The organism is Bradyrhizobium sp. ORS 86 (assembly GCF_045571475.1).
Taxonomy (GTDB): Bacteria; Pseudomonadota; Alphaproteobacteria; order Rhizobiales; family Xanthobacteraceae; genus Bradyrhizobium.
Genome location: NZ_CP120699.1, coordinates 1,497,347 through 1,509,425, shown reverse-complemented (window position 1 = coordinate 1,509,425; position 12,079 = coordinate 1,497,347). Strand labels below are relative to the sequence as shown.

Here is a 12,079-nt window from a genome sequence, read left to right as displayed (position 1 = left end):
CCCTCACCCGGAATTCAAGCTGCGCTTGAATTCCGACCTCTCCCCGCACGCGAGGCAAAGTGAAGTGCGTCTTTCGGCTGGAAGCAAAATCATCACGCTCTATGCGAGACCGTTAGTCGGATGATTTCTTTATGAGTCAGTACATCCTGCGTCGCCTGATGATTGCGATCCCGAGCCTGCTCGGGATCTCACTCGTGCTGTTCGTGGTGCTCGCGCTCGCGCCGGGCGACCCGTTCGGCGAGCTCGCCACCAATCCGAACGTGCCGCCCGAGGTGCAGGCCGCGCTGCGCGCCAAGTTCGGGCTCGATGACCCGATCTATCTTCGCTACCTGCACTGGCTCTCGGCCATGGCCCACGGCGATTGGGGATTCTCCTTTGTCAGTCGGGTCGATGTCGACACGCTGATCCTGCAGCGGCTGCCGGCGACGCTCTATGTGATCGGCTCGGCGCAGATCCTGGCGCTGCTGATCGCGATCCCGGTCGGCGTCTATGCTGCCACCCGCCCCTATTCGCTGTTCGACAGCCTCGCCAACACCTTTGCCTTCATCGGCTTCTCGCTGCCGACTTTCTTCACCGGCATCCTGTTCATCCTGATCTTCTCGGTGAAGCTGGACTGGCTGCCGTTCGTCTACACCGACGTGCCGGGGACCGGGATTCCCTGGCTGCTGGAAACGATCCGGCAGGCGATCATGCCGGTGATGGTGCTCGGCCTGTTCCAGGCGGCGTCGATGACGCGCTTTGTGCGCTCGGCGATGCTCGACGTGATCCGGCTCGACTACGTCACCACCGCCCGCGCCAAAGGGCTCGGCCAGACCAAGGTGATCATCAAGCACGTGATGCGCAACGCGATGATCCCGGTCGTCACCCTGATCGCGCTGCAGATGCCCGCGGTGTTCGGCGGCGCCATCGTCACCGAGCAGATCTTCCGCATTCCGGGCATCGGCTCGCTTTTGATTTCCTCCATCCTCGCCAATGACACGCCGGTCGTGATGGCCGTGACCTTCGTCTTCGCGTGTCTCGTGGTGCTGTTCAACCTGATCGCAGATGTCCTCTATGGCTGGCTTGACCCTCGCATCTCCTTCCGTTGATCGGCGACGCTACTCGCCGTTGCGGGAGACCTGGCGGCGCTATCGCCGGCACAAGCCGGCGGTGATCAGCGCCGTGCTGCTGCTGCTTTTGATCCTGGCGGTCGTAATCGGCCCGCTGGTCTGGCGCGTCTCGATCAACGACATCGACGTCGTGGCCGGCCTGCAGGGCCCGTCGCTGGCGCATCCCTTCGGCACCGACGACCTCGGCCAGGACCTGCTCGCCCGCATGATCTATGGCGGGCGCATCTCGCTTGCGGTCGGGCTCGCCGCAATGCTGGTCTCGGTGTTCGTCGGCACCTTGATCGGTGCGCTCGCCGGCATGTCCCGCGGCGGGCTCGGCTACGCCCTGATGTGGCTCACCGACCTGTTCCTGTCGTTGCCGCAACTGCCGCTGCTGCTGCTCCTGATCTATCTGTTCCGCGACGGACTCAAGACGGTGTTCGGACCGGAGGGCGGCATCTTCATCCTGATCGTGCTGGTCATCGGCGGATTGCGCTGGATGCCGGTGGCGCGCCTGGTGCGCGCCCAGTTCCTCTCGTTGCGCGAGAAGGAATTCGTCGAGGCTGCGCGAGCGCTTGGCGCCAGCCCGGTGCGGCAGGTGGTGCGCCACATTCTGCCGAACGCGCTCGGGCCCGTCATTATCGCGGGCACGATCGACGTCGCCGCCGCCATCATCGCGGAGTCGACGCTGTCGTTCCTCGGCCTCGGCTTTCCGCCCGATACTCCGACCTGGGGCCGAATTCTCTATGACGCCAAGGACTTTCTCGACATTGGCCCGCACTGGGCGCTGTTCCCGGGCGGCGCGATCTTCATCGCAGTGGTCGCCATCAACTTCATCGGCGACGGGCTGCGTGATGCGCTCGACGCGCGCAAGGTGATCTGATGGCGCTGCTCGAGATCAAAGGTCTGAAGACCCACTTCGCCACCGACGCCGGCATCCTGCAGGCGGTCGACGGCGTCGACATCAGCATCAACAAGGGCGAGACGCTCTGCGTCGTCGGCGAATCCGGCTGCGGCAAGACCGTCACCGCGATGTCGATCCTGAAGCTGATCGCGATGCCCCCCGGCCGCATCGTCGCGGGTCAGATCATGTTCGAGGGGCGCGACCTGGTGCCACTGAGCAGCAAGCAGCTCGACGACATCAGGGCCAAGGAGATCGGCTTCATCTTCCAGGAGCCGATGACCTCGCTCAACCCGGTGCTGACGATCGGCGAGCAGATCGCCGAAAGCCTGCGCCGCCACGAGGCGCTGACCAAGAAGCAGGCGCTGGAGCGCACCATCGAGATGCTGAAGCTGGTGCAGATCCCCAACGCCGAAGGCCGTGTGCATCACTATCCGCACCAGTTCTCCGGCGGCATGCGCCAGCGCGTCATGATCGCGATGGCGCTGGCCTGCCGGCCTAAGCTGGTGATTGCCGACGAGCCGACCACGGCACTCGACGTCACCATCCAGGCGCAGATCCTCGACCTCTTGCAGGACATGAAGGATCGCTTCGGCATGGCGGTGATGCTCATCACCCACGCCATGGGCGTGGTCGCGGAAACCGCGCAGCGCGTCGTCGTGATGTATGCCGGCAAGGTGGTGGAGGAAGCGCCAGTCGACGAGCTGTTCAGCAACCCGCGCCATCCTTACACCCAGGGCCTGATCCGGTCGATCCCGCGCATCGATCTCGACGCCGAGCACAAGACACGGCTGGAAGCGATCGGCGGCTCGGTACCGATCCTGATCAATCCCACCCCCGGCTGCCGCTTCGCGCCGCGCTGCCGTTACGCCATGAGCATCTGCCGCGAGAAGGAGCCGCGCTTGCGCGAAATTGCACCAGGCCACCGCATCGCCTGCCACCTCGGAGACGCGTCATGAATGGCCCGCTGCTGCGCGTCACCGATCTCAAGAAACACTTTCCAGTGCTGGGCGGCCTGCTGTCGCGCGAGGTCGGACAGGTCTATGCGGTCGACGGCGTGTCGTTCTCAGTCAATCGCGGCGAAACCCTCGGGCTGGTCGGCGAATCCGGCTGCGGCAAGTCCACCACCGGGCGCTGCGTGCTGCGCCTGATCGAGCCGACATCGGGCGAGGTGGTGTTCGACGGCAAGAGCGTGACCGGCCTCGGCGGCGGCGACCTCCGCGCCATGCGGCGCAACATGCAGCTCGTGTTCCAGGATCCGTTCGCCTCGCTCAATCCGCGCATGACGATCGGCGCGATCCTCGGCGAGCCTTTCATCATCCACAACCTCGCCTCTTCGGCCAGCGAGCGCGAGGAGCGCGTCGCCAGCCTGCTGGTCAAGGTCGGGCTGAAGGCCGAGCACATGCAGCGCTACCCGCACGAATTCTCCGGCGGCCAGCGCCAGCGCATCGCGATCGCGCGGGCCTTGGCGCTGGAGCCGAAGCTGCTCGTTTGCGACGAGCCGGTGTCGGCGCTCGACGTCTCGATCCAGGCGCAGGTGATCAATCTGCTCGAGGATCTGCAGGCCGAGCTCAACCTCACCTATCTGTTCGTCGCCCACGACCTGTCCGTGGTGGAGCACATCTCCGACCGCGTCGCGGTGATGTATCTCGGCCGCATCGTCGAGCTCGCCAAGGCGAACGATCTGTATCGTAATCCGCAGCATCCCTACACCAAGGCGCTGCTCTCGGCCGTGCCGGTGCCCACCCCCAAGGCGAAGCGCGAGCGCATCCGCCTCAAGGGCGACGTGCCGAGCCCGATGAATCCGCCGAAGGGCTGTCATTTCCACACCCGCTGCCCGATTGCGGAAGCGCGCTGCCGGCAGAGCGCGCCGGAATTGCGGCAGGGCGCCAACGGGCATTTCGTGGCGTGCCATCTGGCGTGAGTCGGAGCTGTTGCCGCAAACTCGTATCGCCTCTCTCGCTTGCGGGCCCCGCAAGGGGGGAGGCGCGTTGTCAAAACATCGAAAACAACCCCATGCAAAGTAGCCGGCGTTCGGCCAGACTGCTTGACACGTCGGGCAACTCGCGAATATATTTCCAATATTCCGAAATCACCCAGACGCGCGCTCGTCCCAGAGGGGCATATGGCATTCGCGCGCGTCTATAACCGACGTTTCCACGTCATGGCCGATGAGCCTACACCAGCCCTCCCGCAAGCGGGAAAGGGAGCACAGTAGCGACTGTCGAAGCGGTTCGCGTCACATCAAAGCAAGCTAGGACGCGTACTCATAGACTTCGGCCATATCCGCTTCGCTCCGATAACGACCGCCCTTGTGCAACCGCAGCAAATGACGCGATGGGCCAAAAGCGGTCCTTCCGCTATCCATCAACTCTGCGTTTGTGCGATTTGCACACTCAGCGACGCCCCTTTGAAGGGACGGTCTTCGGCGCCGCCTTGTCCTTGACCAATGGCCCAATGTTGGGGCCACGAAAGTCGCTCCAACCCTCGCGCTGTCGCAGACTTGAAGGACGACCAACGGGCTGTGTTGTGGTGGCGGTATAGTAGACCGCCCGGGCCCATATCTGGACAGATAGCGACGTGGATATCGAACTCATCGCCCGCTCGAAGATCAGGTCCAAACCAATAGGATGGACTGCGCCCCGGATCACGACCGACGATAACTGTAAGGGTCTGCTTCGGCCCCCGAAGTCCCAGCCAGAACGGCGCGAGCGAGCCGGGTACAAAAGCCGTAAAGATCGTCTGCGCCGATGATATGTCGGTCGTAGCGGATCGTCCTATCAGTCTCAGCTCGATTTTACGTCCGCTCCGCATGGGTCCGCTGATCAGCGCTTCCGCCTCTCCGAGCGGCAGTTCCCTCCACCAGGCGGGGTCAGGATTAGGTAACGGCCATTCCATCCTCTCCCTAACGACACCATCGATGTCGAGCACCTGATAACGGAGACCGTGCTCGTCAAGCGCTGCCTGGACGCAATGTAGGTACTCGATACCTTCCGGCATCCTGTGTGCCGTTCCCGCACCTGCGGTGCAGACCTGGAGAACCCCACGGTGCGCCTGCACATCAAAGGCGAGGATGTGGCTGCACAGGTAGGCAAGCACGTTTTCCTTCACCAAGATATCCCAGAACGGGCCAGCGTACTCATGGCCGATCTCGCGTTGATACGCGCCGGCAAAGCCGTTGACGGGAAACACCGGGTGATGGCCAAGGACGAGCTTATGTCGGGCATCGTCATGTTCTCTAAGCGTCGTTTCCAGCCACTCGATCTCGACGTGGCCCTCGCCTCCGAGGCCGCTCCATAAGGTGTTGACGAACACCATCAGGAGATCGCCGCGCCGCACGAAGTAGGAGAGACCAGTTTGCCCCGGCGGTCCGTTGTTCGGCAGATCGAGCACGGCGCGAAACACTGCCTCGCTCATCGCGTCGTAGGTCGTGTGATTACCGGTCGTGTGCCAGATGGGAGTAGCCGCACGATCGAGCCATCCCATTTCGGTGTCAAACCAATATCGCCACTGCGCGCGCAGAACGTCCGCATCCGGCGTTAGTCCAATGATTTCATCGCCTGGAAAGAGAATGAATTCCGGTTGTGGTCTTAGGCGTTGAACGACTGTGTTGACCGAGGCGAAGGTCTTTTCGTGCAATGCACCCGGCACGCCTGAACAGGAGTCGCCGTACAAGAGAAACTGGTGGCCGTTGCCTCGCGGAAGAAGCGCAGGGATGGAATTGTTCACAGAGTTGATGACTTTCAATTGCGAATATGGATCGGAAGAATGGCAATTTCCCGGAAGGGCAGCAACGGGTCATTTTCGATGGATTCATCTGGGATTGACGGTAGGTTGATGTCCGCCTCTGCCCGTAAGCGCCGAACAAGCCACGCGGCGTTCCTCGGGTAAATGACCGTCGTGTCCTCGATGGCATTTTCTGGGTCCTGCGATCCGGGGCACCTTGGCGTGATCTGCCGGCGGCGTTTGGCCCATACACCACTTGCTACAACCGGTTCGTCCGCTGGCGGCGGGCTGGTGTATGGGGCCGCATCATCGAAGTGCTCGCCGCTGCCATGATGCAATGCGGCTGGCCGACCGCGCTATGACGCCGACTGGATCAGAGAGCTTGCCATAAAGAAGGGCGCGTGGGCCAACATCCCACCGAAAAGCAATCGCAGCGATCCGATCTGCTTCAGCCCTATCTCTACCGCGCTCGCAACCTGGTCGAGCGGTTCTTCAACAGAATCAAACAATGTCGTCGGGTGGCGACGCGCCACGACAGGCTCGCCGCAAACTATCTTGCCTTCGTTCAGCTCGCGTCAATCAGGCTATGGCTTCGCGTTAATGAGTCCGCGTCCTAACTCGTCGCTTCTTTACGACCTTCGCTTTCGCTGTAGTCCTTGACTTGGCCGTTACCTTCGGTGCTTGAGCAGGCGCCGCCGCCCTCACCTCCTCCGCCTCACGCGCATCCGCCCGCAACGTCTCGATCATCCAGTCGCGGAACGCGCGCATGCCCGGCGTCACGTCTTTCGACTTCAGCCAGGTGAGCCAATAGGAGCCGGCCGGCACCTCGAACGTGAAGGGCCGCACCAGCCGACCCGAGGCGAGTTCGTCCTGAAACATCGCGACCGGAACCAAGCCGACGCCGACGCCGCGCGCGGCGGCCTCGGCCATCGCAACGGAACTATCGAAGATCGGGCCCTGGATTTTCGGGCATGGCGCGCCAGCGACCGCGAACCACAATGGCCATTCCTCGGCGCGGTAGGAACGCAGCAGGTATTCCTGCGCGAGATCGGATGGCTTGTGCAGCCGGCGAGCCGCATCGGGGCAGCACACCGGCGAGAGCGGCGCGGAGAGAAGATGGATCGCCTCGGTGCCGTGCCAGGAGCCGTCGCCGAAGCGAAGCGCGAGATCGAGCCCGTCGCCGGCGATGTCGACGCGGTTGTTGTTGGTCAATAGACGCAGGTCGATATAGGGATGAGCGCGCTTGAAACGCTCGATCCGCTGCAACAGCCATCCGGTCGCAAAGGTCGCGACGCAGCCGACGGTGACGACCTCGCGTGTGCCCTTTGCTTCGATCCGGTCGATCGCCGCGCCGATGCGATCGAGCGCGTCGGAGAGCACCGGCAGCAATGCCAGGCCCTCGTCGGTGAGCACGAGGCCGCGCGGCAGGCGGCGGAACAGGCTGGCGCCCAGCATGTCCTCGAGCTGCTTGACCTGGTGGCTGATCGCGGTCTGCGTCACGCGCAGCTCCAGCCCGGCGCGAGTGAAGCTCAACAACCGCGCAGACGCCTCAAAGGCGCGCAACGCGTTCAGCGGGAGGTGACGGCGCACGATATCAAGACCAAGTTTTTCTCATGCCTCGCTGTATAAATGATCGTTTGTACGCCGTCACCCGGTTCGGCAGGTTCGCGCCGCCAACGGAGACGAGACATGCTGACGAGACGAACACTTGGACTGCGCGCTCTGGGCCTCGCAATGTCCTGCACCTTGCCGCGGCAAAGCGCGGCAGCGGAAACCGCCGCCGCCCTGACGCAGCGGCTGCAGCAGGAGCTCGCGCGCATCGCGCAGGAAACCGGCGGACGGCTCGGGGTCGCAGTGCTTGACACCGAGACGGGGCTGCGCGCCAGCCTGCACGGCAACGAACGCTTTCCGATGTGCAGCACCTTCAAGGCGCTGGCATCGGCCGCTGTGTTGCGCCGGGTCGATCGCGGCCAATCCAGCCTCGATCAACATATCCAGTTCGAGGCCAAAGACATTCAGCCTTACTCACCGGTGACAAAGGAGCGAGTAGGGTCAGGCATGACGCTGGCCGAAATCTGCGAGGCTGCGATCACGCAGAGCGACAACACCGCCGGCAACATGTTGCTGCGCGAGATCGGCGGTCCAGCGGGGCTCACCAGCTTCTTCCGTTCGATCGGCGATAATGTCAGCCGGCTGGACCGCTGGGAGGTGGCGTTGAACGAAAGCACGCCCGGTGACCCGCGCGACACCACGAGCCCGGCCGCCATGCTGAAGAACCTGCAGCGCGTGCTTCTCGGCGACACACTGTCGGCGAATTCGCGGCAGACGCTGACGGACTGGATGGTCGCCAACAAGACCGGCGGTGCACGTCTGCGCGCCGGCGTCCCGCATGACTGGCGCGTTGCGGACAAGACCGGCACCGGCGAGCGCGGCACCGCCAACGACATTGGCGTGTTCTGGCCGCCCGGCCGCAAGCCAGTCGTCACGACGGTTTATCTGACCGGCGCCAAGGTTGATTCGGCGCAATGCAACGAGGCGATCGCAAAGGTCGCCCGCGCGGTCGTCGATGCAGGCAGCGGGCAGACGGGTTAGTGCAGGTGCGGCAAACGCCTGCGCCCTCATCCTAAGGAGCCCGCGGAACGCGAGCGTCTCGAAGGATGTAGGCCTCAGGTGGGGCCTCATGGTTCGAGACGCGCGTTCCGCGCTCCTCACCATGAGGGGCGGGAGGTCGAGACCTTCAGCGAGTGCTGCGCGTTGAGGAGCGCGCACGCTCCTGCAACTACTCCCACGACCATGCGGAAAAGTCGTTCTCGAACTGCGGGACTTCCTTCCACACGCCCTTCAGCTTCTTGCTGGTGACGGTGATCCATTGCGGCTGGAACAGGAAGCCGGCCACGGCGTCAGTCGCCAGCATGCGCTGCGCATCGCCGAGCAGCTTGGCGCGATCGGCTTCGGTCGGCGTCGCCATGATCTGCTGGTAGAGCGCATTGAACGCCTCGGACTTGTAGCCGAGATAGTAGTCCGGCTCCGTCAGCTTCACGAGATCGAACGGCTCGACATGCGAGACGATGGTGAGATCGTAATTGTGCGGACCGGTGAACACCTGCGACAGCCATTGGGCCCATTCCACGTTCTCGATCTTGGCGACGATGCCGACCTTGGCGAGCTGAGCGGCAAGGATCTCGCCGCCCTGCCGCGCGTATGGCGGCGGCGGCAGCTTGAGGCTGAGCTCGAGCGGCGTGGTGACGCCGGCCTCGGCGAGCAGCTTCTTGGCCTTGTCCGGATCGTAGGGATTGATCGCGGTGGTGTCGACATAACCGAGCGATCCCGGCGTGTAGAAGCTGCCGATCGGCGTGCCGAAACCGTCGACCGCGCCGTCGATCATCGCCTTGCGGTCGATGGCGGCGAGGATGGCGCGACGAACCTGCACGTCATCGAGCGGCTTCTTGCGCTCGTTGATGCCGACGATGGTCTTCGCCTTGGAGCCACCGATCAGCACGGTGAAGCGCGGATCGGCCTTGAACTGCGCCAGGCTGCGTGCCGCCGCAACCCGCGGGAAGACGTCGACGTCGCCGGACAGCAGTGCCGCCACCTGCGCTGCGGGATCGCCGATGAAGCGGATCGTCACCTTGGCCAGCTTGATCGCAGCCGCGTTGCGGTAATCCGGCCATTTCACGAGCGTGATCGATGAGCCCTTGGCCCAGGCACCGAGCGTATAAGGTCCGGTGCCGACCGGCTGCGTCGCGTCGGTCGGCGCGCTCTTCGGCTCGACGATGGCACCGGTCGCCTGCCCGAGCAGAAACGGCAGGTTCGGCTCGGAATATTTCAGCGCAACCACGACCGTGTCAGCATCGGGCGCGGTCACCGACTCGAAGGCCTGATACAGGCTCTTGTCCTTGTTGGTGGAGGTTGGCGCGCCGGCACGATCGTAGGAGAACTTCACCGCCGCCGAATTGAACGGCTCGCCATTCTGGAATTTGACGCCTTTGCGCAGCTTGAATGTGTAGGTCTTCAGATCGGGCGAGGCTTGCCAGCTCTCCGCGAGCAACGGCGACACCGAGCCGTCCTCGTTGATCTTGGTCAGCGTCTCATAGACGTTATAGAGCGTGACTTCGGCAATCGCCGCTGCGGCAGCGGTGGTCGGGTCGAGCCCCGGCGGCTCCAGCGTCATGCCCATCACGACGCTGTCCTTCTTGCCCTGCGCCAGGCTCGGCAATGGCGCCGCGGCAAATGCGACCGCCGCCGCGATAATAGACAATTTCTTCAACATTGGTTTGCTCCCCGGACGTCTTCTTTTGTCAAACTAGGCCAATCCCGCGCCAAACGCTAACCGGCCTCCGCCGTCGCGGCCGGCAGCGCCATCACTGCCTCGGCGTGGTGGCATGCGGCCAGATGGGCTTGGCCCACCGGGCGTAGCGCAGGCGTGGCCTCTCGACAATGCCGGTCGGCCAGCGCACAGCGGGACACATAGGGGCAGCCCGCCGCCCCTGACGATTGCGAGGCGATCGCCTGCGCGCCGCGGCGGCGGCGGACGCCGCTAACTCGCGCCCGCGGCACCGCCTCGAGCAACGCGCGCGTGTAGGGGTGGGCGCTGTGCGCAAACAGATCCTCTGGCCTTCCCTGCTCCACGATCCTTCCGAGATACATCACCGCGATCTCGTCGCAGAGCAGATCGACCACGGCGAGATCGTGGCTGATCAGGACGTAGCTCAATCCGAACTCGTCTTGCAGGTCCTGCATCAGGTTCAGCACCTGCGCCTGCACGGAGACATCGAGCGCGGACACCGGCTCGTCGGCGACGATCAGCTTCGGCTGGGTGATCAGCGCGCGTGCGATCGCAATGCGCTGGCGCTGGCCGCCGGAGAATTCATGCGGGAACTTGTCCATGTCGGCATCGCGCAGCCCGACCTGCCGCAGCACCGCCGCGACGCGCTCGCGCAGGCTGCCGCGGTCGATCCGCCCGAGCGCCGTCAACGGCTCGGCGACGATGCGCGCAATGGTCTGCCGCGGATCGAGCGACCCATAGGGATCCTGGAACACCATCTGGAAATCCCGCCGAGCGCGGCGCAGTTCGTCGGGCGGCAATTGGTTGAGGTCGCGGCCGAGCAGCGACACCTGCCCCGACGTCGGCCGCTCCAGCGCCATCACCAGCCGCGCAAAGGTCGATTTGCCCGAGCCGGACTCGCCGACCACGCCGAGGCTCTTGCCGGCAGTGACCCGCGCCGTGACGCCATTGAGCGCGCGCACCTGCGTCGCCGGCTTGAACAGGCTTTCCCGCGGCATCGCGTAGCGCTGCACGAGATCCTTCACCTCGAGGAGCGGAGTCTCACGCGCGGACGATGGCTGGTCGAGCGTGGTCACGTGCGGACACCTCCGGCGGCCATCGAGACGTCAGTCCTAAGGCAGCGCACGTCATGACCCGCGCCGACATCCACCACCGCCGGCAGCGCCACGCGGCAGCGCGCGTCGACGATCGTGCAGCGATCCGCGAAGGTGCAGCCCGCAGGGAGATCGGCGAGCTCCGGCACGGTGCCGGCAATGGTCTTGAGCCGCGTGCCCTTGCGCGCGCCAAGCCGCGGGCGGGCGCGGAACAGACCCTGCGTGTAAGGATGGCCCATCCGGGTGAACACGGCGTCGGTGGCGCCACTTTCGACGACGGTGCCGCCATACATCACCATCATGCGCTGGACGTTCTCGGCGATCACGCCGAGATCATGCGAGATCAGGATCATCGACATGCCGCGCTCCTCGACAAGATCTGCGATCAGATCGAGGATCTGTCCCTGGATCGTGACGTCGAGCGCGGTGGTCGGCTCGTCGGCGATCAGCACGTCGGGCTGGCAGGCGAGAGCCATCGCAATCGTGATGCGCTGGCGCTGGCCGCCCGAGAACTGATGCGGATAGGCATCGATACGCTTGGCGGCATCCGGCAAGCCGACGCGGTCGAGCAAGGCAATCGCCTCCTTTCGCGCTTCGCTCGCCGAGCAACCGGTGTGCCGGCGCAGCGGCTCGGCGACCTGCCGTCCGATCGTGTGCATCGGATTAAGCGCGGTCATCGGCTCCTGGAAGATCATGCTGATGCGATTGCCGCGCAGTTTGCAGTAATCAGCATCGGACAGGCCGACGAGCTCAGCGCCATCGAGCCGGATGCTGCCGCTGACGACAGCGCTGTCGGGCAACAGCCCCATCAGGGCCAGCGCGGTGACCGACTTGCCGCAGCCGGATTCGCCGACCAGCCCCAGCGTCTCGCCGCGCCGGAGCGAGAAGCTGACGCCGCGAACGGCCCGCGCCGGGCCGCGGCTGGTGTTCAGCCTGACGCCGAGATCGCTCACCTCGATCAACGGTGCGTTTGCCTTGCTCATGG

12 protein-coding genes are annotated in these 12,079 nt (G+C 64.4%); 7 read left to right on the top strand and 5 right to left on the bottom strand.

Features of this window, described 5'->3' with window-relative positions; translation table 11 throughout:
* The first annotated feature begins 131 nt into the window (after nucleotides 1-131).
* Genes P6U25_RS06955 through P6U25_RS06940 form a run of 4 tightly spaced genes read left to right on the top strand, consistent with a single transcriptional unit; the run spans nucleotide 132 to nucleotide 3,913 of the window.
* Nucleotides 132-1,088 carry an ABC transporter permease gene (locus P6U25_RS06955; RefSeq protein WP_407150761.1) on the top strand — a complete coding sequence of 319 codons (957 nt, stop codon included), beginning with the start codon at nucleotides 132-134 and terminating at the stop codon, nucleotides 1,086-1,088.
* Nucleotides 1,054-1,971 (top strand): ABC transporter permease, encoded by a 918-nt coding sequence (locus P6U25_RS06950; RefSeq protein ID WP_407150760.1) that lies wholly within the window; start codon nucleotides 1,054-1,056, stop codon nucleotides 1,969-1,971. The genes P6U25_RS06955 and P6U25_RS06950 overlap by 35 nt, the downstream gene beginning before the upstream one ends.
* Nucleotides 1,968-2,948, top strand: coding sequence for an ABC transporter ATP-binding protein (locus P6U25_RS06945; RefSeq protein ID WP_407152451.1), 981 nt, complete (start codon nucleotides 1,968-1,970; stop codon nucleotides 2,946-2,948). The genes P6U25_RS06950 and P6U25_RS06945 overlap by 4 nt, the downstream gene beginning before the upstream one ends.
* The gene (locus tag P6U25_RS06940) at nucleotides 2,945-3,913 is read left to right on the top strand and encodes an ABC transporter ATP-binding protein (protein ID WP_407150759.1); all 969 of its coding nucleotides are present in this window, start codon (nucleotides 2,945-2,947) and stop codon (nucleotides 3,911-3,913) included. Before P6U25_RS06945 ends, P6U25_RS06940 begins: the two co-directional genes overlap by 4 nt.
* A 443-nt stretch (nucleotides 3,914-4,356) precedes the next feature.
* Here the strand turns inward: P6U25_RS06940 and P6U25_RS06935 are convergent, their stop codons facing one another.
* Nucleotides 4,357-5,727 carry a metallophosphoesterase family protein gene (locus P6U25_RS06935; protein WP_407152450.1) on the bottom strand — a complete coding sequence of 457 codons (1,371 nt, stop codon included), beginning with the start codon at nucleotides 5,725-5,727 and terminating at the stop codon, nucleotides 4,357-4,359.
* Between the two features lie 176 nt (nucleotides 5,728-5,903).
* On the opposite strand from P6U25_RS06935, the gene P6U25_RS06930 reads away from it, so the two are divergent.
* A complete protein-coding gene (locus tag P6U25_RS06930; protein WP_407152449.1) occupies nucleotides 5,904-6,077 on the top strand; it encodes a transposase in 174 nt (57 codons plus the stop codon).
* A gap of 39 nt (nucleotides 6,078-6,116) precedes the next feature.
* Complete coding sequence (locus P6U25_RS06925; protein ID WP_407150758.1) at nucleotides 6,117-6,332, top strand: transposase; 216 nt, start codon at nucleotides 6,117-6,119, stop codon at nucleotides 6,330-6,332.
* On the opposite strand, the gene P6U25_RS06920 is transcribed toward P6U25_RS06925, so the two are convergent.
* Nucleotides 6,313-7,305 (bottom strand): LysR substrate-binding domain-containing protein, encoded by a 993-nt coding sequence (locus P6U25_RS06920; RefSeq protein WP_407150757.1) that lies wholly within the window; start codon nucleotides 7,303-7,305, stop codon nucleotides 6,313-6,315. The two genes, P6U25_RS06925 and P6U25_RS06920, sit on opposite strands and share 20 nt — an antisense overlap.
* Nucleotides 7,306-7,404: 99 nt before the next feature.
* On the opposite strand from P6U25_RS06920, the gene bla reads away from it, so the two are divergent.
* On the top strand, nucleotides 7,405-8,307 hold the full coding sequence (gene bla, locus P6U25_RS06915) for a class A beta-lactamase (RefSeq protein ID WP_407150756.1): 903 nt from the start codon (nucleotides 7,405-7,407) through the stop codon (nucleotides 8,305-8,307).
* Nucleotides 8,308-8,494: 187 nt separating this feature from the next.
* On the opposite strand, the gene P6U25_RS06910 is transcribed toward bla, so the two are convergent.
* The 3 genes from P6U25_RS06910 to P6U25_RS06900 all read right to left on the bottom strand — a co-directional run bounded on the left by P6U25_RS06910 (nucleotide 8,495) and on the right by P6U25_RS06900 (nucleotide 12,077).
* Nucleotides 8,495-9,985: an ABC transporter substrate-binding protein gene (locus P6U25_RS06910; protein WP_407150755.1), complete on the bottom strand. Its 1,491-nt coding sequence runs from the start codon at nucleotides 9,983-9,985 to the stop codon at nucleotides 8,495-8,497.
* 56 nt (nucleotides 9,986-10,041) lie between these two features.
* Nucleotides 10,042-10,998 (bottom strand): ABC transporter ATP-binding protein, encoded by a 957-nt coding sequence (locus P6U25_RS06905; RefSeq protein WP_407152448.1) that lies wholly within the window; start codon nucleotides 10,996-10,998, stop codon nucleotides 10,042-10,044.
* A 74-nt stretch (nucleotides 10,999-11,072) separates the two neighbouring features.
* Entirely contained in the window at nucleotides 11,073-12,077 is a 1,005-nt protein-coding gene (locus P6U25_RS06900) for an ABC transporter ATP-binding protein (RefSeq protein ID WP_407150754.1), read from the bottom strand.
* Nucleotides 12,078-12,079 lie beyond the last annotated feature (2 nt).